Source organism: Williamsia sp. R60 (genome assembly GCF_054063855.1).
The window spans coordinates 116,860-140,499 of the sequence record NZ_JBSSGR010000005.1 but is presented as its reverse complement, the minus strand read 5'-3'; the positions used below and the strand labels follow the sequence as shown (position 1 = coordinate 140,499).

Here is a 23,640-nt window from a genome sequence, read left to right as displayed (position 1 = left end):
GTCACTTCAGGGCGATGGTCACGTTTGCCGCCAGGATCAGGGGTCGTTGTGCCTTGAGCCCACCGGGTCGCTCGTCACAGGTCCAATACGACTACCGCGATTGCAACAATCGACGTTAACGCCGCAGCGCAGGCCACGCTGGCGAAACCGATCAACTCGTATGCACCGGCACCCGAACAAGCGCCCGCGCCCATACCCGCCCACAACGCCCCGTGACGTGGCCAGGTGGCGCGCTGACCAGTGCCCATCAGTCGTTGCGCCATGTTCTGGCCCATCTTCACCAATGTGCCGGTCATGTAGGTCAATCCGATCCGGACTTCGCCGCCGGCTTCGAATACCGCGTTCTCGGCGCCCATCGCCACTGCGAGTAGTGGGGCCGCCACAGCTCCGGTCACATCTGGAACACTCATCGAGAATGACGCAGCCAGCACCAATGCGACGAGCCCCAGCACAGCCGCCCGCCGACATCTGCCCGCGATGTGCCCTACGACGGACCCTGCGATAACGCCGGCCACAAACGAAACGATCAAACCGGCAGCCAGCGCAAAATCGTTCAAGTCACCTGCGGCGAGTGCGGCGCCCGCCCGCGTCGTGTTACCGCTCATGAAAGAAACGAAAAACCCGCCCAAACTCAGGAACCCAATTGCGTCGACTGCGCCGGCCACACCCGTGAGGGCTGCCGCAAGAGCGACTTCTTGCCTTCGATGGCTCAGCATCGCATTGCCGCACGTTGTGGCCGGATGATACTGACCAATGCGAGGGTGACCAGCGCACCGAGCAGTATTGCGGGTGCTTCGCCAGGGCTCATCAGATCGAGCTGGGTTCCGAGCGTCGCGGCCGATACCGGCACACCGAGTTGGGCGGCCGCAAGAACCCCGACAGGAAGGGGCTGACGAGTGAGAACCATCGCGGCGTGTGCGACAACAGCGCCTACTCCGAGTGCCAAACCGAGGACGATCATCCGAGGATGATCGATCAGAGCATGCAGATCGAGCGTGGCTCCGAGCCAGATGAAATACACAGGGCCGAAGAAGCCCTCGGTGAGGGCGAACAGCTGCTTGCCGACCCGTCTCGGCTCGCCGACCGCGGCGACTGCAAGCCCGAAGCTGAAGCCCGCCAGCATCACCGAAGCGTGCACAACGCTCGCCAGTGCAGCGAGAGAGAACAGGATCACCAAGTCGATCCGTAGTTCAAGCGCAAAATGTTTCCTACGGGACGTGTTGTGTAGCCACAACCGTGCGGTGTCGGTCAGTCCGTAGCGGAGGAACACGTACACAATTGCTGCACAACAGATCACCACCACCGTGCCGATCAGGGTCCGCGCCGCGTGGCCGGGGTCAACGACGATCGGCACGGCCACCGTGCAGACGGCGTCGGCGACCGTGATCTGCGGGAGCAAGGTCATGATGCTTCTGCCTGACAGTTTCTCGCCCGAGACGATGGGCATGATGATCGCCGCCGACGACGATGCCATCAGTACGGCGTATAGGGCGCCGTGGCCGCTTCCCCCAAGGATTGCGATCGGCCAAGCAAGCAGACTCGCTACCAATCCCACCAACACTGCACGGACGAGACCCGTCCTGATCCCGCGCCCGAGGGCGGGATCGCGGATCGGTACGTGAGTACCCGCGACGAACATGATCAGCGCGAAGCCGATATTCGCCAAGAACTCGACAGTGTGATCATGCGGATCGATCCACCCCAAGGCAGACGTGCCGATCACAACGCCCGCCATCACTTCTCCGATGACCACCGGAACACGCAGGTGCGATGGCAAAGCGAGCAGGGGGCCGAGCAGCCCTACCGCGCACAGCAACGCCAGCGTGCCAAAATCCATGTGTTCAATGTCCACCAAGCGAAAAAACCGTCAGACCTCGGCACCCTGACACGGCCTAGTCCGGTGAGTCACTGCGGGCGAAGTGCCATCCTGTCGCGATCAGAAGCAGGCCCACGATACCGAAAACCACTTGTAGGGGGTTGAACTCGCGGATCACGGCGATCTGGACGGCAATCCAGGCGACAAGCATGACTCCCGCGATCAGGGTGGTCACTGCGGCTTGGGGCATCAACCGCCAGAGGGTGAAGGCGGCCAGGGTGGTGGGCACACCGACCACAAGTGCCAGGGCAATGCCGGCCAACACGGGGCTTTCCCATGGCAGGCGTTGCTCGACGTCTTTGCCGAAGTCGGCTCCACCGCCGGCGACTCCGATGGCCCCGGCGAACGCCAGTAACCCGGTCAGAGCGGCGGCGATGGTAGCGACGGTCTTCAACCTCCGATCTGTTGCGGTGCCGGTGGCAATGGCCTGGGTGCGCGCAGTGAGCATTTCGACTTCTCCTCGTCATCTGGCGGGCGTCAACGATTGATGCTCATTGAACGCGGTCGAGGCGGATCTCGAGAGGGTCGTTCGACGTCAGTTCGGGTGACCAATTGCCATGTGCGGCCAGCCCATGCCAGCGGACACTTGACACGTGACCGCGAAATACTCGGCGTTGGTTGTGGGTGTGGAAGAAGTAGGAGCTCGTCGATGGTGGGTCGCCCTGTTGGCGACGTTGGCGTCGCAGTCCGGAAATGCCTACATGCGTTTTGTCGGTGCCGTCGATGGCGAGCCGACTTACCTCAGTGCGACGTTTCCGCTGCCCCGGATCTGGGGCACGGTTCCGCCGCGAGAGGCGTGGGCTCCCGGAATGAACCAGGCTTTGAAGGATCTCCAGAAGCAGATCGAGGGAGATGGTTGGCACCTACGGGAAACCGGTGATGACCCGTGGAGACTTGTTTACACCCGAGCTTGACCAGTCGCGATGTGCCAACCGGTTGCCATCACGAACAAGCCGACCAGGCCGAATAGGATCTGCAGCGGGTGGAAGGCACCCGCCACAATCTGCACGGCAATCCACGTGATGAGCAAGCCTCCCGCGATCACAGCGGTCACGGCCGCGAAAGGTGTTGCCCGCCAGAGAGTGTATGCGCTGAGCATCATCGGTACGCCCACGACGAGCGCCAGTGCAAGCGCGGCCACGAGCGGCCTGTCCCAGGGCACATGCGCGGCAGCCTGTCTCCCGAAGTCATCCTCTCCATCCGCTATTGCGATGGCAACGGCGAAAGCAAGGCCTCCGGTGACTGCGCACGTGGGTGCGGCGATGGCCGACCAACGTCGGTCAGTGAACGCACGCATCGTCGGTATCCGCTTGCTGCGCATGTTAGCCCACCCTTCTCAGCCGATGTCGCGATGTTTGAGCACATAGGATCCGGTCAGCGCAAGGGCAGCGGCGAGGGCGATCATCCCTATTGCGGGTGTGAGTGTTTGGGAGCCAGTGACGGTGGGGGTGTGGCTGAAGGGGGAGAGTTCGGCGAGGTTCACGTCCACGTCGATCAAAGGCCCGAAGACACTCGTGACCATGACTGCGACGAGCAGCGCCCACGCCCACGGGCCTGCACGGCGGGTGATCCCGACCAGCACGGTCGCCACCGCACAGATCGCCCAGATGGCGGGAACCTGCCCCATGGCAGCTGCGAATATTCTCCCAGCGTGTGCGTTGTCCCCAGTAGCGATGACCTCCCCGGCAGCGAGGATGCCCCCGGAGATGCCCATCAGCGTGGCTGTTCCTACAAAAGCGACGACCAGGTGTGCCCCGAGCCAACGTGACCGAGACGGGGCCGCGGTCAGGAGAAGGTCTGCGCGACCGGCCGCTTCATCTCGGACGAGATCGACCATGGCATGGATGCCGAAGGCTGTAGCCAACAACCCGATGTAGGTGAGCTCGGCCGAGTACAGGGTGTCGATGACCGCGCCGGAGTCGTCGAGGCGCTCGAGATAGTCGTTCATACCGCTATCGGAGAGCATCGTGTCTGCGTTGGCAGCGACGTTGCCGACCACCAGACTGAGTGCGGTAATGCCCGCGGCCCATATGTACCAGCCTGACCGCAGTGACCTCCACGCCAATCCGAGGTGGCTGTGCAGGTCGGTGGCACTGGAGACGGATGAACGTGACCACGGGGCTTCGCCTACGTCTCGGGATTCGTCGATTCTCCACGCCCACAGTGTGATCAGACCGGCACATGCCAGATGAAGCAGCATCGGCCACCATCTCTCACCTGCATAGGGTTGGGTCTGTTGGGACCAACCCAGGGGCGAGAGCCACCGAACCCAGCTCAGGGAGCTGGTGCTGTCGGCCACGGCTCGAATGAGAAAGCACAGTCCGATCAGCGTGTACGAAGCGCTGCGCGCCGTGCGACCGGTGCCGAAAGCCTGTGCACAACAGGCACCTACGACACCGAACAGTATTCCGAGGGTGGCCAAGTTGGCACCGACCATCATCGATCCGTGCGTCGGGAGCCCCAGGCCTAGCAGCACGGCGGCAACGCCCAGGCCGGCGATCGCGCTGAACACCGCTGCACTGAGGCAGCCGGCGATCAGCGGTGACTTCCGTCCGGCACCCGAAGCGATGAGAAGATCTGTCCGGCCGGTCTCTTCATCGGCGCGGGTATGGCGGATGGCGACGGATGCCGCGACAGCGGACACAGCGATCGCGCCGAGCATGAACGGTTTGAGGATCGCCAGTTCACCGAGTGATCCCACGGAGGTGACCCGGCCATACAAGGCGGTCACCGCAGGTGTGGAGTTGATGGCGGACGCGGCGCCGGCCAGCGATTGCGGCGTCGAGTACAAGTCTTTGGTCGCGTCCACCGAAACCCAGGTTGTCACGGCAAGAACTGCCAGCCATGACGCGCTCAGTGTGCGATCTGATTTCGCGTCGACGCGCAGCAGCGTGCGGAACCCCTGTGTCGTCGTCATGTCGGCGCCGGCTGTTTGGAGGTGTCCGGGTAGTCGCGCAAGAACAGGTCTTCCAGGGCGAGTGGGGTGACGCTGAGATCTCCCACCCCGATGTCGGCGAGCCTGCCCAGAAGGTTGGTCAGGCGGTCGCGGTCGACGGTACAGCTGAAGGTACTGCCGGCGATCTCGACGTCGTGGACGCCGGAAACCCTTCGCAGTGCTGCCCCGGATCCGATCAGCTCGGCGCGCACGACCAGGCGTGTCAGTCGGCGAAACTGTTGAAGGGTGCCCGATTCGACGGTCCGTCCGGCACGAATGATCGTCACACTGTCGCATAGGGCCTCCACCTCGGCGAGCATGTGGCTCGAAAGTAGGACCGTTGTCCCCGCGTCGCGCCGCTCTTCGATGCACTGGCGAAAGACCGCTTCCATCACCGGGTCGAGCCCCGTGGTCGGTTCATCGAGAATCAGCAATTCGGCGTCGAAGGACAGTGCAGAAACCAGGGCAACCTTTTGTCTATTGCCTTTGGAGTAGGACCTCGTCTTCTTGGTGGGGTCGAGATCGAATCGATCCACCAGTTGAGCACGGCGAGTGAGGTTTACGTTCCCGTGCACTTCGCCCAGCAGATTGAGTACCTCTCCTCCTGTGAGCGAAGGCCACAGGCTTACGTCGCCGGGTACATACGCCAGCCTCGTGTTCACGAGGCCGGCATGACGCCACGGGTGGTAACCGAAGACGCGCACAGAGCCGGCGTCTTCGCGCGCCAGGCCGAGAAGGATCCGCAATGTGGTGGATTTGCCCGACCCGTTTGGTCCCAAAAATCCGTGGACCGATCCTGCCGCGACAGCCATCGTCAGACCATCCAGGGCGCGTGTGGTGCCGTACCTCTTCTCGAGGTCGATGATAGTGATGGGATCGTCCATTGAAACGCCTATCTCGGTTCGGTCAAACTGCTGATGATGCGGCCGGCCCACTCGTCGACGTCATCCCAGTCGCGAGCATCTCCGTATCGACCTCCCATGAGACGGAACAGGATCCGTCCGGTCCTGGGCCAATCGCCGGGTGCGATTGCGCCGGCGAAGAAGCGATGCGATCTGACGTCTGCCTGGGTCCTGAGCTCGGTGACTGCACGCGGCTCGGAAGTGACGTGACTAAGGGCGCGTGCTACCGGCCGGACCAGAAAAGAGCTGGTTGCTCCCACCGAGGAGACCGAGAATGCCCATACCACAAGGGGATCGTGGGGCTGCTGAAGAGCACGAACCGCGGCCTCTGCGGCGGGAAGCCATTGCCCGTTGTGAATGGCACTTCCGATAATGAGGCAGTCGACCTCCGCGAGATCGCCAAGTCCGCTGCGCTCGTCGAGTGCACGGAGTTCGACGTCATCTCCTTTGCCACCAACGATCTCGGCGATCCGTCGCGCGATGCTCTGGGTGGTTCCGTGAGCAGTCGCATAGGCGACGACTGTGTTTGTCATGCGTTGAACCAATCGCGGTGTTCGGGCGGTTGGCTGGGGTGTTCGCCCAGACGGGCAGGCGCACCGACAGGTGATGGTTCGGGGCGTGGGGGAGTGGAATGTGCTGAGCCGGGCGACTGATGGCCACTCGTCGGTTCGTACGGGCCTTGGTCCATGCGGAACGGCGGGTACTCGTCGCGCATCAAAGCTGCGTAGGCCGCGACTCGGAAGGCCCATCGGTTGATTCCCATGATGAAGTCGAACAGTGCTCCGGGATAGCGGCCGGTGAACAACAAGCCGATGCCGACGATCAGGATGAGCAGACCGAGCAAAGAACTGAACAGGTAGGGCTGTCCGGCGGAGCCGACGCCGTCATCGCCGGCGATGCGAAAGCCCGCGTACCAACCACCCGCAAGGATTGCCAGAACGATGTAGTGGGGGATGGCCAGCAGCCACCACTTCACCAGCACCAATCCGCGGGACAGCTTCTCGGGGTAGTCGACGCTGAAGTCGGCGGGATAGTCGGTGCGCTGCAGGGTGAATGGTGGGTAGCGGTCCGTGCCCAGTGCCGAGTAGGCGTAGAACTGCACGCGCCATGCCCATCGAAGTACACCTACGTTGAAGTCGAACAGGCCTCGTGGGTATCGGCCGGTGAACAGGATGGACAGCCCGGCGGCGATGGTCGTGAAGAGGAATGCAATGCCGAGGAACAGCAGAACGATGTAGTGCGGTATGACCAGCAGCCATTTGACGAGCCACAGCCATCGCGACAGTGATGGGTCGCGTTCTCCGGTCAGAGTGGCGGGGTAGGCGTCAGACGGTGCCGTGGACGTTGCAGTGTCTTTGGCGGCCGCCGCGGGTGCGGTGGGAAGTGCCTGAGGATGCCTCCCGAGTCCGATTGCTCCGACCACGATCAGCGGTATGCCGATGAGGAGGAAGACTGCGGCGATTGCCAATACGGTGACGGCCAGAGGGCCGAGGAAGTCGAAATGCACTCCAGGTTGGAGTTCGACGGCGACCCCCGGACTGGCGTCGGCGTTCATCACCACCGCTGTCCAGGAACCGTCTTGCAAGTCCCACGACAGTTCCTGCGTCCCAGATCCGGCGATGCTTCCGGACCACAGCTGTTCCTGTGCGGGAGGTGTTGCGGTGCGGTCTCCGGGGACCTCGTCGTACTTCACCCGAAAAGGGTCGTAAGTGACCTCGTCGATGCGCGTGTGGGCCACGTTGCGCAAATACTGGTTGACCTCGTCGGTGGGTCCGATGCCGATGAAGACGGGACTGCCGGGGTTGCTGGCAGTGGCTTTCAGGGTGATACGACCCAGGCTGTCAAAGCCCAGGGCGTCGGGCCGATTCGCGGAATCGAAAATGTCGATGTCATTGGAGACCAAAGCGCTGGAGGCGGTTTCGTACCTCTCCTGGGGCAGGGTGATCTCTCCGCCATCCCGTTGAATGAAGTACCCCCATGACAGAAAGGCGCCAGCGCAGAGAAGCGCGACTCCGAGCAGCGCCGAGAAGCACCCGAGAATGAGCATGACCACTCTGCTGGTTCGCATGAAGGTCTCCTTGTCGAATGGTGTGACGTGATTGGGTTGGGTGTGGCGGGATTAGCGGGCGACGCTGCGGGCAAGACGATGGAAGATCCGCCCACTGCTGAGGTGTGGGCTTCGGACGACAATCAATGGACAGGGCGGCTTGGGCAGGAGCCTTTGGCTGGTGGAGCCCAACAACATGCCGGAAAATCCGCCGAGGCCACGGCTTCCGACAATCAGGAGTTCTGCCTGTGTCCCCAGTCGGGTGAGTAGGTCGACGGGGTCTGCGTGCATGGTGTGCAGGGTGGTCGACACATCAGGGTAGTCCCGACACCAACCAGCCAGTTGCTCTGCGAGGAGGGTGCTTTCGGCATCACGGCCGTCGATGACGTTGGGGCTGGCAGCCACGTAGGCGGAACGGCCACCAGTATCGAGCCACGAATGCGCGGCCACCAGCGGTACGTGGCGAAGGTCGGCTTCATCGAACGCCAGGGCCGCCGCCTCAGCACTGGGCGCTGATCCGTCGAGCCCGACAACGATGTGTCGCCCTGCGGCCGGCTTCCAGCCTGACGGGACCAGTGCGACAGGACAGTGGGCATGGGTCGCCAGGGCGGAGGCGACGACATCGGCCCCGCGGCCGGTAGCGGGGTCGATCCCGACAACGATCATGTCGGCGTCGATGGATTGTCTTATCAGCTGGTCGCGGACAGACCCTTTGAGCAAGCGGGTACCGATCGCCAGGTCTGGAACACCGACGCGATGGGCGGCCTGCCGCGCGACGACCCTCGCCTCGGTGAGGACAGTCTGTGCCGCGCGCTCGATGTCGTGACAGTAGTCGGCTGCTTGCGGTGAGGCACCGGCAATGGAGTCGAGGTCGTCGGCCACAGCAACGATGTGCAGGGCTCGAGAACGTAGAGCTGCTTCGCTCGCCGCCCATTCAGTGGCGGCGGGATCGCTGGATGCGGTGGAGACACCAACAATGATCGGGCGGCGTGTGGGCATTTGTTCTCCTAACTCCGGTACACATCTTGCGATGGCGTTCCCGTTTACCTTTAGAGTCGGTGGTCACCTCCTCGCCGGGAATAGGTCCCATGCCCGCCGAATGCGTGTCCGGCTTGTCCCGTGGGACCAAGGTCCCTCGCGAAGCATCGAAGTGCCATTGATGAAGCAACATTGGGCACTGGAAGCGCCTTCATAGACGGACAAGGGTGGGGGCCATGACGTTTGTGAAGTCTTTCGCCGATTTGTTGTTGATCAACGCCGACGAGGCCGGCGGTAAGGGCGCCAACCTCGGCGAGCTCACCCGTGCCGGCCTGCCGGTTCCAGACGGCTTCGTGCTGCTGGCATCGGCTTTCACTCACACCATGCGGGAGGCGGGGATACTGAGTGAGATGACGGCGACCCACAATGCGGCGCTCGCCGCGGTGAACGATGATGGCGAGCTGACCCGATTGTGCCGCAGGCTGACCGAACTCGTGACCAAGGCCGGGATTGACCGAGAGGTCTGTCTCGCGCTCAGTGTTGCCTACCAACGCCTCGGTAACGGTGATGATCTCAACGTCGCCGTCCGGTCGTCGGCAGTCGGCGAAGACGGCAACGACGCTTCGTTTGCAGGGATGAATGCATCCTTCACCAACATCGGCTCTGAAACCGAGTTGCTCGAGGCCGTAAGGGATTGCTGGGCGTCGTTGTTTACTCCTCGGGTGCTCACTTATCGTGCGAATCAGGGGCTTTCGGATGCACCCGTGATGGCAGTCGTGGTTCAGAAGATGATCGTGCCGGCCAGGGCGGGGATCGTTTTCACCGCCGATCCGACCACCGGGGACCGGGACCGCCTGGTGATTGAGGCGGCTCGAGGTCAGGGCGAGGTGGTTGTGTCCGGTGCAGTGGAACCTGATACCTACCTGGTGTCGAAAAACGACCTCACCGTCATCAACGCCAGAATCGGCCAACAGGATTTCCAGATCACCCAGGGGCTCGACGGACACGACCAGCGGGTGCCGCTCAGCGCGGGCGTCCGACATCAGAAGGTGCTCGACAATCCGACGATCGCGCGGATTGCTGAACTGGCGCTTCGAGCCGAGAAGCACTATGGCCGGCCACAGGACATGGAATGGGCCATCGATCACCACGGATCCATCTGGATTGTGCAGTCGCGGCCGATCACCACCCTCGGGAACGAGCGATCCACCGTCGCGACGAGCGGCCGCGCTGAAAGCGGCACTCAGTCTGTGTTGGTGCGGGGTCTACCGGCCGCACCTGGCATTGTCAGCGGGGCAGTTCGGATCTTGACCGATCCGCATGATGGGCGGCTACTCCGCGACGGAGAGGTCCTGGTGGCACCTATGACCAACCCGGATTGGCTGCCCACCATTCGGCGGGCCGCGGCATTGGTCACCGACAGCGGCGGCGTCACCTGCCACGCGGCGATCGTTGCCCGTGAGGTCGGGGTTCCGTGTGTGGTGGGCGCGCACTCGGCGACCACGGACCTGACCGACGGTGTGATCGTCACCGTGAACGGGCAGACCGGGGAAGTGTCTGCCGGGCAACCGCGGACAGCAATCGCATCCGTTGCGACGAATCCTCGAGGGCCCGCACGCGGGGCAGCGGTCATGTCGGAAGTGACCGCGACCAAGATCTACGTCAACCTCACCTCGCCCGAGGTCGCTGAAGCTGTTGCAGCGCAGAACGTGGACGGTGTCGGGCTGCTTCGAGCAGAGTTCATGCTGACGAACGCACTCGGCGGAAAGCACCCCCGTGCCGTGATCGCCGACGGTGATCAGGACGTGTTCGTCGACGCAATGGCGGACGCCCTCAGCCGAATCGCCGCACCGTTCGGATCGCGGCCGGTCATCTATCGGGCCACTGATTTTCGTACCAATGAGTTCCGCGGTTTGGCCGGCGGCGATGAGTACGAACCGATCGAGCACAATCCGATGATCGGCTACCGCGGGTGTTACCGATATACGCAGAACCCGGACGTGTTCCGGTTAGAGCTGGCAGCACTCGCGAAAACTCGAGAAACTCATCCCAACGTGCATTTGATGATCCCGTTCGTCCGAACCAAGTGGGAACTGGAACGCTGTCTGCAGCTTGTCGATTCGAGCGAATTAGGTGATCACCGGGATATGCATCGGTGGGTGATGGCCGAGGTGCCGTCGGTGGTCTACTGGCTCCCCGAGTACGTGGGCGCAGGAATCGACGGGGTGTCCATCGGCAGCAATGACCTGACTCAACTCATGCTGGGAGTCGACCGCGATTCCGAGACCTGCGCTGAACTCTTCGATGAGAGCGACCCCGCCGTTCTCGACGCGATCGAACACATAGTCGCTACAGCGCGCAAGCACGGGATCACCTCGTCGCTGTGCGGGCAAGCGCCGTCAACACACCCCGAGTTCGCAGAACGACTGGTACGCATGGGAATCACGTCCATCTCGGTCAACCCCGACGCTGTCGACGCCACCCACCGGCACGTTGCACGAGCCGAACGTCGTTTGATGCTCGACGCTGCACGCCGGCAATGACACTGCTCGAGCAGCACACCACGGGCGTCTCACATCGCGCACCGGCTTCACCCTTGGGCGAGCAGTGCTGAGGGCCAGAGCTTTACGGCCTGCTCTGCAGACAATATCGGCTATTGGTGCCTACCTCGGCGACTGCTGATACAACCGGTCGACGTCCACTCGCCGGCACGGCTGAGTTCCCGGCGTCAGGAGTGTGGCTGCGCCGGCGGCTGTCCCGAATCGAACCGCATCAATGAGCGACCACCCCTGGTCCAACGCGTACGTGATGGCCGCGACCATGTTGTCACCTGCGCCGACCCCACTTCCCTCAGGCACATGAATGCTGGCTACGTCCGTCGCCTCCTCGACGGTGACGACCATGGCTCCATTGCTGCCATAGGAGATCACGACGATCTCGCTGACTCCGGCGTCAATGAGATCCCGTGCTGCAGCGACCTGGGAAGCTCTGTCGATCAGACTGTTCCCGACGCATTCTCGTAACTCGCGGAGGCTGGGCTTGATCAAGTAGGCGCCGCTGACCAGCTTGAGGGTAGGACCAGCGGTATCGACGATGAGTCGGCAGGCGTGTTTCTCCGCGATCCGTGCCAAACCTGCGAAGATGCTGTCCGAGCAACCTGGAGGGACACTGCCGCTGACTACGAGGTAGTCGGCGCCGGAAGCGCATCGGGTAACCGCCTGCAGACAACGCTTCTCCTCGCCACTCGTGAGGTGGGGCCCAGGCAGGACAAATCTGTACTGCTGGCCTGTCCATTCCTCGGTGACGGTAAAGCTCTCGCGTGTGGGGTTGGCGATGGTGACAGCGTGGACGGCGATTCCGTCTTTGCCGAGCATTGTTCGGATGTGAGCGCCAGAATAGCTGCCTGAAGTGATGACGGCCTCTGCGGTCCCACCCAACGCGACGACGGCCCGCGCCACGTTGACCCCGCCGCCGCCGGGGTCGTAGCGCGCTGTACTGCAACGCATTTTGTCGGTTGGTATCAGTTCGGGAACTGACGTGTGGATGTCCAGAGCGGGGTTGAGGGTAAGGGTGAGGATCGGCGCCATCGGTGCGGTCGCTTGCGTCAGCGGGCCGACTGCGCGGCATCGAGCCCGACCAACACCGACGACAATGGCTTTCTCGGCGTCGGCGGGAGCGGATCGGCATTTGCCGGCGCCCACCCGATCCGCAGGATGAGCTGGGGGTAGCAGTCGTTGGTGGCGACATGCTCTTGGATGACGGTACGGGTTTCAGCGATCTCGAGTGGCTCTGAGAAGGGGCACGTCGACAGACCCAGCGCGGTGGCCTCGAGGAGGACCCCGCTTGCTGCTTCGCCGGCGCGAAGCTGCGAGGCGCGATCATCTCCAGGTGTACCGACGATAAGGAGGATGCCGGCGTCTTCCTCAGAGTCTGCTCGTGCTGATTGAGACAGAGCGGGCGAAGTGAACTCGCGCAACGCCGGTGATGGGGGAGTCGTCTGGGCGGGTGCGTTACTGGATGGGACGCCGTCGTGGACGCGATACCCGCCGCTCCAGATCGCCAGCTCGGCTTGGTAGGCCGGGTCCGCGGCGTGGTGGTCGGCGGCCATCGCCGCAGCGCGTCGAAAGTAGGTGGACATGTGGGCGCGATCGAGCACCACACCTTCGACCGCCGCGCGCTTGTTGAGCATCGACAGGTAGCGGTCAGGGACTGGCCAGGAGCTGTACCAACGCCGGTCAGAACGCCGTCGCGGGATTGCGGCCGCGAGGGCGATGTCGTCTTCTGCGACGAACTGAGGATGCATCTCAACGGCAGCGATGTGGTACGGGTCCTCGACGGTGGGGAAGCGTCGCACCACCGCTCGCCAGCCGAGCGCTGCAAGAGCTATTCGCATGTGGTGCAGGGTAATTCCGCAACTCAGGTAGAGGTCACGGGCGTCCGGATCGGTGTGAACCAGGTGAAGCTGCGGATCGGCGTAGAGATGGATGCCCTCGGAGCTCACCCGCCACCGCCAGGGTTGCGAATTGTGCACCGAGGGCGCACGTAGGGCCAACGCCGCAGCGGATTCCAGCGTTGTTCTATCCGGCATCGTGTGGTTCATAGGTCGACTCCCATCGCTCGATAGTCTCCAGACTGTGCCACTTGGACCGGCGGGTCGTTAGGGGCGAAAGACCCCGGTTGGGGGCACTTGGCACCGCCCGCCCGCTTAGAAGTGCCGAACGGCCGCGCAGAGGTGACCATTGGCCGTCGCGATTGTTCCCATTCCCGTCCGATGCTGATCTAAGCGGTCAAACACAGCTGATTGAGGGGAAGCGATGAGTGTGTACAGCGGTAGAACAGTCCTGGTCACGGGCGGAGCGCGAGGCATCGGTGAAGCCGCTGTGCGCGAACTCAGTGCTGCGGGCATGAACGTTGTGGTGGCCGACGTTCTCGATGATGAGGGTGCTGCTGTAGCAGCCTCGCTGGGCGACTCTGCTGTTTATGAGCACCTCGACGTGACCGATGAAGCCAACTGGAACTCAGTGCTGACCCGAAGCCAACGCAGGTTCGGCCCGCTCAGTGCCCTGGTGAACAACGCCGGGATCCTTGCGTTCGGCGGGGTGGAAGACATTGAGCCAGAGACATTTCGGCACCTCATCGAAGTAAACCTCGTCGGCCCTTTTCTGGGTATCCGCTGTGCGGCCGGCCAGTTGCGCGACTCCGGCGCGGGCGTCGTCGTCAACGTGTCCTCGACGGCGGGATTGATGGGTTATCAGGGCATCGCGGGCTATGTTGCCAGTAAATGGGGACTTCGCGGCCTCACAAAGTCCGCGGCGCTCGATCTCAGCGACGGCGGGGTCCGAGTCGTATCTATCCATCCTGGTCCGATCACCACTCCCATGACCGCTGGACTCGACGAGGCGACCGCTGCCGGGCAGCCCATACCCCGATTCGGTGAGCCGTCAGAGGTGGCGGTCATGATTCGTTTTGTGATCACCGAGGCCACCTACTCCACCGGGTCTGAGTTTGTTGTCGACGGCGGGGCCGTGACAGGAACTGGCCCTGTGGTCACCGACCACATCCGTGACCGCGAGATCGCCGCCCGATGAATGTGCCGTTCGCCGAAGTGCGCGAAACCCACTCAGGAGTGGTGTTCTTGTACGGCGATCGTGCCTACAAGACCAAAAAGCCGGTCAAAACACCGTTTCTTGACTTCAGCTCGACTGCACAGCGCGACGCTGCGTGCATCCGCGAAATAGCCCTCAACAGGCGTCTCGCTCCCGACGCGTACCTCGGTCTGGGACACCTGACGTCGCCCGAACGCGATCCTGAACCCGTCGTCGTGATGCGCCGGATGCCAGAAGACACCAAGCTTTCGCGGCGACTCGACGACACCACCGCAGCAAAAGTGATCAATCAACTCGCGCGCATGATCGCTCGATTTCACCAGACAGCGCAGCGGAGTGATGTCATCGACCAGGACGCGACACCATCGGCTGTGCTCAACCGGTGGCAACAGAACATCGCCGAACTCGGCGACCTGTGCCCGAATCCTGACGACGTCGCGCTGGCAAATCAGGTCGGGCTGCTGTGCGACCACTACCTGCGCGGCCGCGGGGTGCTCCTGGCGGACCGCATCAGAACTCGCCGCATCGTCGACGGCCACGGTGACTTGCTGACCGACGACATCTTCTGTCTTCCCGACGGGCCGCGAGTACTCGACTGCCTGGACTTCGATGACCGCCTGCGGTATGTCGATGGCATCGACGACGCAGCCTTCCTGGCCATGGACATCGAGTTCCACGGGCATCGCGCCTTGGCTGATGAGTTCCTGACGGCGTACCGCCAAGCCGGCAACGACGACGCGCCGACATCCCTGATAGATCACTACATCGCCTACCGCGCAGTGGTTCGTGCAAAAGTCGACATGATCCGAGCAAACCAAGGCGTCCCCACCGCCCACGACGACGCTCACCTGCACCTCAGGCTGGCACGCGAGCACCTGCTCTCTGGACAAGTGCGTCTGGCGATTGTCGGCGGGCTTCCAGGAACGGGAAAGACCACTGTCGCAACCGCATTGGCGAGATCAGTGGACGCGGTCATACTGTCGAGTGACATTGTGCGCAGAGAGCTGGTGGGGGCCGGAGTCATCGCGGGGGCGCCGGGAAAGTATGGAGAGGGTCTCTACTCACCGGCCAACAAAGCCATTGTGTACGGATCGATGTTCGAACAAGCTAAGACCCATCTACTCATGGGCCGTTCGGTGGTGTTGGACGGATCGTGGACTGACCCTGAAGAACGCCGGTTCGCCGCAACCGTTGCCGCCGACACCAGTTCAGTACTCGTGGAGATGCGCTGCGTGGTGGACAAGGAGACAGCCGATCAGCGGATCGCCGGCCGGCTTCACAGCCCGTCCGATGCCACGCCTGCGATCGCACACTCGATGGCAGAAGACGTCGTAGATGACAGATCATGGCAGGGAGTGGCACATATCGACACGTCGAAAGTGCTGCGCGACAGCGTGAACGAGGCTGCCAGGATTTGGGCCGCTGCCACGATCCCCGTGCTCGCGCCGTAAGTGTTGGCGACACGTGCCCTCAGGCGCCGGCCGTTCACACCCCCTTCAAACGCTCAGGTCCGTGATGACTGATCGACATCGCGGACCTGACTCGTCTGTTGGTCTACTTCGGGACGATCATCACCGGGCACAGCGCCGAATGGAGCACTTTGCGGCTCGTCGAACCCAGAAGCATCCCGGCGAAACCACCCCGCCCATGTGAGCCGACCACGACCATCTGCGCCGCCTGAGCGTGATCGAGGAGTGCTTGCACCGGTCGATCCCGAACCGCGACGGCCCGAACCTGCACGTGCGGGTACTTCTGGCGAAGGTCGCCGATACTGCGCTCCAGCACACCCTCGGCCTCCTCGCGAACAGTCGGCCAAGCCCAGGGCTCGAGCCCCTGATTGGCGTGCACAAGCGCGAAGTCACCGTCAGACCATGCGTGTACCGCGGTCAGGCCCACCCCTCGCGCGGCCGCCTGCTCGAACGCCATCTCCAGCGCGGCCTGACTGGCCGAGGACCCGTCGGTGCCGACCACAATCGTCTTTCGACCGGCTTGATCGCTCGCGGCCCATTCACGGACCACGGTCAGGGGTGAGTGACTATGAGAGGCAAGCGCTGAAGCCACCGAACCGAGGAGGGCCCGGTTGATCCTGCCCAGGCCCCGGCTGCCGGTCACCACCATCCGGGCTGTTCTCGACAACTCCAGCAGAGCAGGGATAGGTGGCTGCGACACCACAGATGTCGATACGTGCAGGCCGGCACTGTCGTCGACAGCTTGCAGTGCCAGCGCTTTGGCCTCGGTCAACGCTCGCTCGGCGTCGGACTGCAGCGCCTCGTAATAGCTGGTGGGCAACATGGCATTGGCCGGTGGACAGATTGACGAGACCAGCATCAGCTCCGAATGGTGCAGTACGGCGTCGTGAGCGGCCCAGCGCACTGCATCCAGCGCCGTCGACGAACCATCCACACCGACGACCGTGGGGGCAGAAGTAGACATCGGGTTCTCCTTGATCGTTGGCTTGTACGCCCATTCAACCCAGAAATTGCTGTTCGCAAACCTGTCTAAAACCACCAAGCGTCGGGACCTAAGTAATCGCATGCTTGGTGCACATAGTGGGTTGAGGACTTCCCCCTGTACCGACTTCAGGCGCACTATGGGTAGCGAGGCCATCGACATTGGACACGGACGTGTGTCCGTCATGAGACATAAGCTCGCCGGGGAATACCATGAAACCGTCATTAGCATCCGAGCAACCGCAGGGAGCGTTATCTCAGTTGCGGCTGAATGAGCTGCTGCAGGAAGTGCGGGACCGGATCGGACAGATAGCCGCTGCGCGCGAGCAAACCGACGGGCTGATCGAGGCGATGCTCGTCGTCACGGCCGACCTCGATCTGGAAGCCACATTGCGTTCCATCGTGACCTCGGCGGTGAAACTGGTCGACGCCAGATACGGGGCACTGGGGGTGCGGGGCAGAGGCCACGATCTGGCAGCGTTCATTCACCACGGGATCGACGCAGAGACACGTGCCAAGATTGGGCCCCTACCTACAGGCCAAGGTGTCTTGGGACTGCTGATCGATCAGCCGAAGCTGGTTCGTCTCGATGATCTGTCCGAGCATCCCGACTCGGTGGGCTTCCCGTCTCACCACCCGCCCATGACCACATTCCTCGGCGCACCCATCAGGGTGCGCAACGAGATCTTCGGGAACATCTACCTCACCGAAAAGAACGGCGGGGGCCGCTTCACCGAAGACGACGAGGTGGTCATTCAGGCGCTCGCCTCGGCGGCCGCCATCGCCATCGACAACGCCCGCTTGTATGAGGAATCACAGTCCCGGCTTGCGTGGATCGAGGCCACCCGCGACATCCGGACTGAGCTACTGGCAGGCGCGGATATCGACGCCGTCCTCGAGATGATTGCGCGCAAAGCACTCAACCTCACCGACGGCGACGTTGCTTTCATCGCTCGGCCCAACGATCCCGAGCAACCGCATGACTCGGTGGACGAGCTGGTTGTCACTATTGCAGAGGGTGAGTTTGCCACTGAGTTGCTGGGATGCACCATACCTGTGGAGGGGTCCACTTCCGGTGCAGCATTCTCGAGGCTGACGCCCTTCCTTCGCGAGAAGCTCGAGTACGACCTGGCCCCGGATGATGTCGGTACGCGCGGACCCGCGATGGTCGCCCCGATGAGCACGGGTGATTCGTTCAACGGCGTGCTGGTGGTACTTCGAAGGACTGACCAACGACCGTTCAGCGAAGACATGCTCGCGTTGGTCGCGAATTTCGCCGATCAAGCGGCGCTCGCGTTGTCGATGGCGGCGGCGATTCAACGCACACGTGAGCTCGAAGTGCTCGCCGATCGTGACCGCATTGCCAGAGACCTGCACGACCATGTCATCCAGAGGATTTTCGCGGCCGGAATGAACCTGCAGGGGACGCTACAGCGCACTCAATCCCCCGACGTGCGCAGGCGCCTCACCGAGACGATCAACAACCTGCAAGACATCGTGCAGGAAATCCGTACCACCATCTTCGACCTGCAAAGCGACGGGCAGGAGACGACCCGGCTACGGCAACGGGTCCATGAGGCGGTCGATCAGCAGGTCGGCGATGCGGCACTCAAGACCTATATGCGGATGTCCGGACCGTTGTCGGTGGTCGAACCCGGACTGGCAGATCACGTCGTGGCCGTCGTCCGGGAGGGGGTGAGCAACGCTGTCCGATACGCCGCGGCCGAGACGATCATTGTAACGATCTCAGTGGACAACAACCTCACGGTCGAAGTGACCGACGACGGTACAGGGATGGCCGGCGACATCACGCCCAGCGGACTGGCGAACCTGCGGGATCGTGCTGAGCGGCTCGGTGGCGACATGGTGTTGTCGACGCCCGACAGCGGTTCGGGTCTCACGCTCAGGTGGCGCGTGCCTCTGCCGTAGGGAGGAGATTCCGCACATTATCTCCTGGGGTGACGAAAGTCCTTGAAAGTCATGCTCAAAGCCAGCTGTGGAACCAGGTCGATCTCGCGTTGACTGCGAACATCCACCTTGGAGAGGAAGACTTCGATGACGATTGAGAGCACAACGGCGCCGGTGATCGTGGGGATCGACGGATCGCAATCGGCGCTCGGCGCCGCGCGCTGGGCCGCAGAATATGCCGAAAAGGTCAATGCGCCCGTAGAACTGGTGTTCGCCCTGCCGGGTAACGACTGGTACATGGCGTTGGGGGAAGCTGCGCTGATCAGTGAACGCGCGCTGCTTGATCAGCTGCGCGAGGTCGGTGCCCGATATCTCGACGAGGCCCAGGAGGCCACGAGCAAGGCAGCATCCACTGTACGAACCACCGCCACCATCAGCGAAGACGAGATCGTCGACTTCATCCGAAAACGATCGTCCGATGCGCAGCTCGTTGTGATCGGTTCGCGACGTTCGGGGCCGGTCCGAGATCTGCTGCTGGGAAGCCAGGTCATCCCGATCACCAATGCTGCACAGAGCCCCGTGCTCGCATGGCGCCCATCCGCGGACGCCGCAGTGGACATGCACACTGACGTCGTGGTGGGAATCGATGGGTCCGAGCACGCGGACAAGGCCCTCCTCGCGGCGTTCGAGCACGCCCACCTCACCGGTGCCCGGTTGGTGATCGCACACTTCTGGCAGGTCTCGGCACTGGTCGGTGTCGGGTACACCGGCGCGTTGATCGATTGGGAGCAACTTCGCGACAACGGAAACGCCTGGCTGCATGATCACGTCGCCGGAGTGCGCGACAAGTTCCCCGATGTCGAGGTCCGCCTGATCTACGGGGATGCCTCCCCGGCGCACGGTCTGGCTGATCTGTCGGCATCGGCCGGTGTAGTGGTCGTCGGTTCACGCGGCCGCGGTGCTGTCAGTGGAACTCTCCTTGGCTCGGTCAGTCAGAATCTTCTCCACCATTCTTGTTGCTCGGTGCTGGTGGTCCATTGACCCGCAGTTTGAATATCGAACGATGAAGGTGGTCCGCGAAAATGAGCGCGGACCACCTTCGTTGTCGACGGAGACGTGAGAGAGCATTTAGAGCGAACAGTGGGAGCTAGATGATGTCGAAAACGTCGTCGACCGGCCGCCTGGGCGTCAACTTCGGCGTCGGCCCTTCTCGTATGCCTATGCGGACGAGTACCTGAGGCTGTCCGACCCCGTCGATCAACCGGCTGATCGTGGCTGTGCCGGCGGGCGACTCTGTCATATGGGAGACGATGCAGGTGCTCAGACCGGCCACTGTCGCTTCGAGAAGCAACACGGACAACGCCTCTCCGCATCGGAGCAGGTCGTGTCGACCACCGGTGGGACTGGATAACACAACTATTGCCGCCTCGTCAGCCGAGATGTCCGCTCGCCGGGGCTGACCTGTGGCAGCGGGTGAGAAGTCCCGGGCCACTGGCACACGTTCCGCCTCGGACGCCGTGAGCAGGGTAGGTGTGGGCACGCCTTCGTTGCTGTCTCGACCGTCGCGGTCTGACGTCCACCAATCCAATTCGGTGTGGTAGGCGTAGTCATAGCGCCGTTCGGCCGCAATGGCTTTGGAGGTTCTCGCCACTTCCTGGCGACTGGTCTCCGGAAGAAGCGACAGCTGAGCGTCGATCGTGGGTGTGACACCGTCGAGAACGGACTGCAAGGTGGGTTCGGCGGGTGCCCGCATAGGCAATCTGTCGGTGAATCTTCGTTTGATGGCAGCTCCGCGCTCGCCGAAGGCGGGAAGCGGCGGCCGGCGACCACCGAACTCGATGGTCGCCACGTGGTCTGGGCGGTTGGGATTGGGCAGCCTGCTTATCGAGGTACGGAAACCAGAAGCGGCACTTGCGGCCTCGAGATGGTGCAGGACTGCGCCGAGGCTGAGGACCATCTGTCGACCGTGGGGGTCCGCGACGGGCACTGCGTGGCGGGCATCGGCATTCAGTCGGAGTTCGGTTCCGTTCAGAGTCCAGAGCCACGGCTGGCTGTTGTGGACAGAGGGGGCGCGGCAGGCCAGTTCGATGATCGTGCGGAGTGTGTCGGCATCGGGCTGCTGAGTCACGTTGTGGTCCTTGGTTGCCGTCCGGGGTCTTAGGTCACCGGAAGAGGGGGAGAGGGCCGCCGCCGATCACCTCTTGGGCTGGTCGCCGGGCTTGTCGAGCTTGGTAGCGTACACAGCTGCCTGTGTGCGGCGTTCCATACCCAATTTCGCCAGCAATCTCGAGACGTAGTTCTTGACCGTTTTTTCGGCCAGGTGCATGCGCGCGGCAATCTGCCGGTTGGTCAGACCCTCCCCGAGAAGTGCTAGCAGAGTCTGTTCCTGCTCGGTCAATCCGTCGAGCGGCCCCGGCGTGTTCTGCCGGGTCCGTAGTCGGTCCATCAGAGCAGCCGCGGCACGATTGTCGAGCAGCGACTTACCTGCGCCGACCTCTCTGATCGCCTTCGTCAACTCCATACCGGTGATGTCCTTGACGACGTATCCGCTTGCGCCGGCAAGGATAGCGTCGAGCATGGCCTGGTCCTCGGTGAACGAGGTGAGCATCAGACACCGCAGGCCGTCGAGTTTGGTGAGCACCTCCCGGCACAGCTCGATGCCATTGCCGTCAGGCAAGCGCACATCGAGGACGGCCACATCGGGTCGCAGGGCCGGTATTCGGGCCAGAGCTTGCGCACAGGTGCCGGCCTCACCGATGACAGTGAGTTCAGGGTCGGAGTCGATGAGTTCGATCAGCCCGCGGCGGACGATTTCGTGGTCGTCGACCAGGAACACTGAAATCACGTGACCTCCTCAGATAACGCACCGAGCACGGCCCGACCCAGTCTAGGGACTGGCAACCACCTGCGGCAGTACTACGGCATGCTTATCACGGGCGGGCGATGAGTACAGGACTCGTCGCCGAGTGCAGCACAGCCCGACTGGTCGAGCCGAGCAACCTGGCAGTGAAGTCGCTGCGGCCTCGCGAGCCCACCACGAGCAGGCAGGCATTGGATGCAGCATCACGAAGCGCACCGACAGGATCACTGTTGAACACCTGCAGCGACACCTCGAGGTCCGGATACTGCTCGCGATAACCGGCCAGGCTTTCGGCCAGCACGGCTTCCTCTGCAGTTCGCGCTTCGGTCCACGACAGTTTGGCATGGTCCGTGGCGAACACCGAGTGCACCTTGCTGAAGTTCCAGGCGTGAATGGCCACCAGCTTGGCGCCTCGCAGGTCTGCCTCTTCGAACGCCATCTGCACAGCTCGCCGGCTGGCCGCCGACCCGTCCACCCCAACCACCACAGTGTTGGGCAACGTTTCTGGCATGGCGCCGGACCGCGCAGGTATCACCGCTACCGGGCACTCGGCGTGCGCCGACATCGCGGATGCGACCGACCCGAGTAGGCCTGGGACGCTGTGTGTTTCACCATGGGCACCGAGGACGAGCAGCTGCGCGTTCTCAGAAACCCTGCGCAATCCGACACGCGGTTCGCACAGAAGCATCTTCGTGTCGATCGCGATGTCAGCGCCTGCCTTGAGAACCTCCGCCAATGCCAGCGAACTTGCCTCGGCGAGGTCCTTGTGAGCGCGCTCGCGAAGAAGGTTGAAGTACCGATCTGGAATCGGGTAGTCGCTGAGGGTGATCAGGTCATCATCGACGCAGCACAACATCTTCAGCGAGCTCGAGCGCAGAATGGCTTCGCGTGCCGCCCATCGCACCGCGTCGAGCGACTCCTTCGATCCATCGACCCCTACCACCACCGGTTGCTTGTCCATCATGAGTCCTTTGCGCTCGAGTTGTCCGTGTTGATCACGACTCTCTCCTCTGCGGGCGAATGTTCATAGGGCCCCTGGGCATCTGCCTGGGTGCCCAAAGGCACTTGGGACCGCGGACGCACCCGGCAAGACTGGGAAGAGTTCATTGGTGCGGTTGCCACATGCCGCTGTCGAAAGGTGCTGCCATGTCGAGTGTTCTGCCGGTGATCGTGGGGATCGACGGATCGTCGAAGGCGCTCGACGCCGTGAGGTGGGCTGCGAAGGACGCTGCGCTGCGCTCTTTGCCGCTGACCATCGTCACCGCGCTTCATGCACGGACCCCATCGTTCTCCGATGCCGTCAATCTGCGGAGCGACAGTTCGGCAATCGAGAGGCATCACGCGGAGGGGATACTCACCGAGGCGGAGAAGGTGGCCCGAGAATGGGCGGCGGAGACACAGCTTCAGGTCTCCACGCTTATCGAACGGGGCCCGGCGGCCGACGTCCTGGTACGTCTTGGCCAGACCGCAGCGATGCTGGTGGTCGGATCCCGCGGCCTGGGCGAATTCACCGGTGGGCTGATCGGATCAGTGAGCACGGCGGTCGCAACGCACGCCCGATGCCCGGTGACGGTTGTCAAACCGCCGGCGCACATTTCGCTCGGGCGAACGGCTCCGGTGGTTGTCGGTGTCGATGGCACCACAAACAGTGAGCCGGCGTTGGAGCAAGCGCTGTGTGAGGCAGCCCTGCGGGGCGTCGAGTTGGTGGCGGTGCACGCGCTGGTCGACGTGGACGCCGACCGGGCGTTCCCCGAAGGATTGGCAAAGAGCCTGTTCCCACCGGAAATTCTCGATGAGATGGCGTTGGCGCAGATGCTGTCGAGCTGGCAAGAGCGATTCCCGAACGTTCAGATCCGGCCTCGGGTGGTACGCGACCGACCTGTTCGGCAACTGGTCCACGAAGCCGACACCTCCCAGCTGGTGGTCATGGGTAGCCGCGGGCGAGGCGGCTTTCCGTCCATTCTGATCGGCTCGACCAGCCAGGCAGTCCTGCACACCGTGCAGGTACCGGTGATGATCGTTCCCACAGCGCGTTGATCGGAACGAGGCCCCCCACCGATCGACGTTCAGGGCGGGCA

General features: G+C 63.0%; 22 protein-coding genes. 7 read left to right on the top strand and 15 right to left on the bottom strand.

All coding sequences use genetic code 11. The features are described 5' to 3' along the window. Window positions 1-74 precede the first annotated feature (74 nt). From ACVWY6_RS23430 to ACVWY6_RS23420, 3 genes are read right to left on the bottom strand one after another with little or no spacing between them, the layout of a single operon-like run. A complete protein-coding gene (locus ACVWY6_RS23430) occupies window positions 75-716 on the bottom strand; it encodes a YoaK family protein (RefSeq protein WP_457541386.1) in 642 nt (213 codons plus the stop codon). Continuing rightward, complete coding sequence (locus ACVWY6_RS23425) at window positions 710-1,837, bottom strand: cation:proton antiporter (protein ID WP_457541384.1); 1,128 nt, start codon at window positions 1,835-1,837, stop codon at window positions 710-712. Before ACVWY6_RS23425 ends, ACVWY6_RS23430 begins: the two co-directional genes overlap by 7 nt. Window positions 1,838-1,892: 55 nt before the next feature. Continuing rightward, entirely contained in the window at window positions 1,893-2,324 is a 432-nt protein-coding gene (locus ACVWY6_RS23420; RefSeq protein ID WP_457541382.1) for a hypothetical protein, read from the bottom strand. A gap of 145 nt (window positions 2,325-2,469) precedes the next feature. Between ACVWY6_RS23420 and ACVWY6_RS23415 the strand changes: the two genes are divergently transcribed. Continuing rightward, the gene (locus ACVWY6_RS23415; RefSeq protein WP_457541381.1) at window positions 2,470-2,790 is read left to right on the top strand and encodes a hypothetical protein; all 321 of its coding nucleotides are present in this window, start codon (window positions 2,470-2,472) and stop codon (window positions 2,788-2,790) included. Here the strand turns inward: ACVWY6_RS23415 and ACVWY6_RS23410 are convergent. The 6 genes from ACVWY6_RS23410 to ACVWY6_RS23385 are packed head-to-tail and all read right to left on the bottom strand — an operon-like array spanning window position 2,775 to window position 8,759. After that, window positions 2,775-3,197: a hypothetical protein gene (locus ACVWY6_RS23410; RefSeq protein ID WP_457541379.1), complete on the bottom strand. Its 423-nt coding sequence runs from the start codon at window positions 3,195-3,197 to the stop codon at window positions 2,775-2,777. The genes ACVWY6_RS23415 and ACVWY6_RS23410 overlap by 16 nt on opposite strands. A 15-nt stretch (window positions 3,198-3,212) precedes the next feature. Beyond that, window positions 3,213-4,793 (bottom strand): ABC transporter permease, encoded by a 1,581-nt coding sequence (locus tag ACVWY6_RS23405; protein WP_457541377.1) that lies wholly within the window; start codon window positions 4,791-4,793, stop codon window positions 3,213-3,215. Next, window positions 4,790-5,695, bottom strand: coding sequence for an ABC transporter ATP-binding protein (locus ACVWY6_RS23400; protein ID WP_457541375.1), 906 nt, complete (start codon window positions 5,693-5,695; stop codon window positions 4,790-4,792). Before ACVWY6_RS23400 ends, ACVWY6_RS23405 begins: the two co-directional genes overlap by 4 nt. Window positions 5,696-5,703: 8 nt before the next feature. After that, window positions 5,704-6,246: a flavodoxin domain-containing protein gene (locus tag ACVWY6_RS23395; RefSeq protein WP_457541373.1), complete on the bottom strand. Its 543-nt coding sequence runs from the start codon at window positions 6,244-6,246 to the stop codon at window positions 5,704-5,706. Then, window positions 6,243-7,781 carry a DUF4389 domain-containing protein gene (locus ACVWY6_RS23390; RefSeq protein ID WP_457541371.1) on the bottom strand — a complete coding sequence of 513 codons (1,539 nt, stop codon included), beginning with the start codon at window positions 7,779-7,781 and terminating at the stop codon, window positions 6,243-6,245. Before ACVWY6_RS23390 ends, ACVWY6_RS23395 begins: the two co-directional genes overlap by 4 nt. Window positions 7,782-7,832: 51 nt before the next feature. Then, a complete protein-coding gene (locus ACVWY6_RS23385) occupies window positions 7,833-8,759 on the bottom strand; it encodes a universal stress protein (protein ID WP_457541369.1) in 927 nt (308 codons plus the stop codon). A gap of 215 nt (window positions 8,760-8,974) precedes the next feature. Here ACVWY6_RS23385 and ppsA point away from each other — a divergent pair, with 215 nt between their 5' ends. Continuing rightward, window positions 8,975-11,281 (top strand): phosphoenolpyruvate synthase, encoded by a 2,307-nt coding sequence (gene ppsA, locus ACVWY6_RS23380; RefSeq protein ID WP_457541367.1) that lies wholly within the window; start codon window positions 8,975-8,977, stop codon window positions 11,279-11,281. 120 nt (window positions 11,282-11,401) lie between these two features. Here the strand turns inward: ppsA and ACVWY6_RS23375 are convergent, their stop codons facing one another. After that, window positions 11,402-12,325 carry a 1-phosphofructokinase family hexose kinase gene (locus ACVWY6_RS23375; RefSeq protein WP_457541365.1) on the bottom strand — a complete coding sequence of 308 codons (924 nt, stop codon included), beginning with the start codon at window positions 12,323-12,325 and terminating at the stop codon, window positions 11,402-11,404. A gap of 17 nt (window positions 12,326-12,342) precedes the next feature. Further along, window positions 12,343-13,326 carry an Acg family FMN-binding oxidoreductase gene (locus ACVWY6_RS23370; protein ID WP_457541363.1) on the bottom strand — a complete coding sequence of 328 codons (984 nt, stop codon included), beginning with the start codon at window positions 13,324-13,326 and terminating at the stop codon, window positions 12,343-12,345. Between the two features lie 226 nt (window positions 13,327-13,552). Here ACVWY6_RS23370 and ACVWY6_RS23365 point away from each other — a divergent pair, with 226 nt between their 5' ends. Together ACVWY6_RS23365 and ACVWY6_RS23360 are read left to right on the top strand one after the other, a co-directional pair. Beyond that, a complete protein-coding gene (locus ACVWY6_RS23365) occupies window positions 13,553-14,326 on the top strand; it encodes an SDR family NAD(P)-dependent oxidoreductase (RefSeq protein WP_457541361.1) in 774 nt (257 codons plus the stop codon). Beyond that, the gene (locus ACVWY6_RS23360; protein ID WP_457541359.1) at window positions 14,323-15,795 is read left to right on the top strand and encodes a bifunctional aminoglycoside phosphotransferase/ATP-binding protein; all 1,473 of its coding nucleotides are present in this window, start codon (window positions 14,323-14,325) and stop codon (window positions 15,793-15,795) included. The genes ACVWY6_RS23365 and ACVWY6_RS23360 overlap by 4 nt, the downstream gene beginning before the upstream one ends. Before the next feature lie 103 nt (window positions 15,796-15,898). Here the strand turns inward: ACVWY6_RS23360 and ACVWY6_RS23355 are convergent, their stop codons facing one another. Next, entirely contained in the window at window positions 15,899-16,777 is an 879-nt protein-coding gene (locus tag ACVWY6_RS23355; protein ID WP_457541357.1) for a universal stress protein, read from the bottom strand. A 230-nt stretch (window positions 16,778-17,007) separates the two neighbouring features. Between ACVWY6_RS23355 and ACVWY6_RS23350 the strand changes: the two genes are divergently transcribed. Further along, window positions 17,008-18,723, top strand: coding sequence for a GAF domain-containing sensor histidine kinase (locus tag ACVWY6_RS23350; RefSeq protein WP_457541355.1), 1,716 nt, complete (start codon window positions 17,008-17,010; stop codon window positions 18,721-18,723). A gap of 126 nt (window positions 18,724-18,849) precedes the next feature. After that, window positions 18,850-19,743 (top strand): universal stress protein, encoded by an 894-nt coding sequence (locus ACVWY6_RS23345; RefSeq protein ID WP_457541353.1) that lies wholly within the window; start codon window positions 18,850-18,852, stop codon window positions 19,741-19,743. 106 nt (window positions 19,744-19,849) lie between these two features. On the opposite strand, the gene ACVWY6_RS23340 is transcribed toward ACVWY6_RS23345, so the two are convergent. The 3 genes from ACVWY6_RS23340 to ACVWY6_RS23330 form a co-directional block, all read right to left on the bottom strand. Continuing rightward, window positions 19,850-20,830, bottom strand: a complete 981-nt coding sequence (locus tag ACVWY6_RS23340) for an Acg family FMN-binding oxidoreductase (RefSeq protein WP_457541351.1) — start codon at window positions 20,828-20,830, stop codon at window positions 19,850-19,852. A 66-nt stretch (window positions 20,831-20,896) separates the two neighbouring features. Beyond that, complete coding sequence (locus ACVWY6_RS23335) at window positions 20,897-21,547, bottom strand: response regulator (RefSeq protein ID WP_457541349.1); 651 nt, start codon at window positions 21,545-21,547, stop codon at window positions 20,897-20,899. Between the two features lie 85 nt (window positions 21,548-21,632). Beyond that, the gene (locus tag ACVWY6_RS23330) at window positions 21,633-22,523 is read right to left on the bottom strand and encodes a universal stress protein (protein ID WP_457541347.1); all 891 of its coding nucleotides are present in this window, start codon (window positions 22,521-22,523) and stop codon (window positions 21,633-21,635) included. 185 nt (window positions 22,524-22,708) lie between these two features. Between ACVWY6_RS23330 and ACVWY6_RS23325 the strand changes: the two genes are divergently transcribed. Continuing rightward, window positions 22,709-23,599: a universal stress protein gene (locus tag ACVWY6_RS23325; protein ID WP_457541345.1), complete on the top strand. Its 891-nt coding sequence runs from the start codon at window positions 22,709-22,711 to the stop codon at window positions 23,597-23,599. Window positions 23,600-23,640 lie beyond the last annotated feature (41 nt).

What these genes read in the sequence shown, in the direction of transcription:
- ACVWY6_RS23430 (WP_457541386.1), bottom strand. Translation starts at nt 716, where the DNA reads ATGCTGAGCCATCGAAGGCAAGAAGTCGCTCTTGCGGCAGCCCTCACG.
- ACVWY6_RS23425 (WP_457541384.1), bottom strand. Translation starts at nt 1,837, where the DNA reads ATGGATTTTGGCACGCTGGCGTTGCTGTGCGCGGTAGGGCTGCTCGGC.
- ACVWY6_RS23420 (WP_457541382.1), bottom strand. Translation starts at nt 2,324, where the DNA reads ATGCTCACTGCGCGCACCCAGGCCATTGCCACCGGCACCGCAACAGAT.
- ACVWY6_RS23410 (WP_457541379.1), bottom strand. Translation starts at nt 3,197, where the DNA reads ATGCGCAGCAAGCGGATACCGACGATGCGTGCGTTCACTGACCGACGT.
- ACVWY6_RS23405 (WP_457541377.1), bottom strand. Translation starts at nt 4,793, where the DNA reads ATGACGACGACACAGGGGTTCCGCACGCTGCTGCGCGTCGACGCGAAA.
- ACVWY6_RS23400 (WP_457541375.1), bottom strand. Translation starts at nt 5,695, where the DNA reads ATGGACGATCCCATCACTATCATCGACCTCGAGAAGAGGTACGGCACC.
- ACVWY6_RS23395 (WP_457541373.1), bottom strand. Translation starts at nt 6,246, where the DNA reads ATGACAAACACAGTCGTCGCCTATGCGACTGCTCACGGAACCACCCAG.
- ACVWY6_RS23390 (WP_457541371.1), bottom strand. Translation starts at nt 7,781, where the DNA reads ATGCGAACCAGCAGAGTGGTCATGCTCATTCTCGGGTGCTTCTCGGCG.
- ACVWY6_RS23385 (WP_457541369.1), bottom strand. Translation starts at nt 8,759, where the DNA reads ATGCCCACACGCCGCCCGATCATTGTTGGTGTCTCCACCGCATCCAGC.
- ppsA (WP_457541367.1), top strand. Translation starts at nt 8,975, where the DNA reads ATGACGTTTGTGAAGTCTTTCGCCGATTTGTTGTTGATCAACGCCGAC.
- ACVWY6_RS23375 (WP_457541365.1), bottom strand. Translation starts at nt 12,325, where the DNA reads ATGGCGCCGATCCTCACCCTTACCCTCAACCCCGCTCTGGACATCCAC.
- ACVWY6_RS23370 (WP_457541363.1), bottom strand. Translation starts at nt 13,326, where the DNA reads ATGCCGGATAGAACAACGCTGGAATCCGCTGCGGCGTTGGCCCTACGT.
- ACVWY6_RS23365 (WP_457541361.1), top strand. Translation starts at nt 13,553, where the DNA reads ATGAGTGTGTACAGCGGTAGAACAGTCCTGGTCACGGGCGGAGCGCGA.
- ACVWY6_RS23360 (WP_457541359.1), top strand. Translation starts at nt 14,323, where the DNA reads ATGAATGTGCCGTTCGCCGAAGTGCGCGAAACCCACTCAGGAGTGGTG.
- ACVWY6_RS23355 (WP_457541357.1), bottom strand. Translation starts at nt 16,777, where the DNA reads ATGTCTACTTCTGCCCCCACGGTCGTCGGTGTGGATGGTTCGTCGACG.
- ACVWY6_RS23350 (WP_457541355.1), top strand. Translation starts at nt 17,008, where the DNA reads ATGAAACCGTCATTAGCATCCGAGCAACCGCAGGGAGCGTTATCTCAG.
- ACVWY6_RS23345 (WP_457541353.1), top strand. Translation starts at nt 18,850, where the DNA reads ATGACGATTGAGAGCACAACGGCGCCGGTGATCGTGGGGATCGACGGA.
- ACVWY6_RS23330 (WP_457541347.1), bottom strand. Translation starts at nt 22,523, where the DNA reads ATGGACAAGCAACCGGTGGTGGTAGGGGTCGATGGATCGAAGGAGTCG.
- ACVWY6_RS23325 (WP_457541345.1), top strand. Translation starts at nt 22,709, where the DNA reads ATGTCGAGTGTTCTGCCGGTGATCGTGGGGATCGACGGATCGTCGAAG.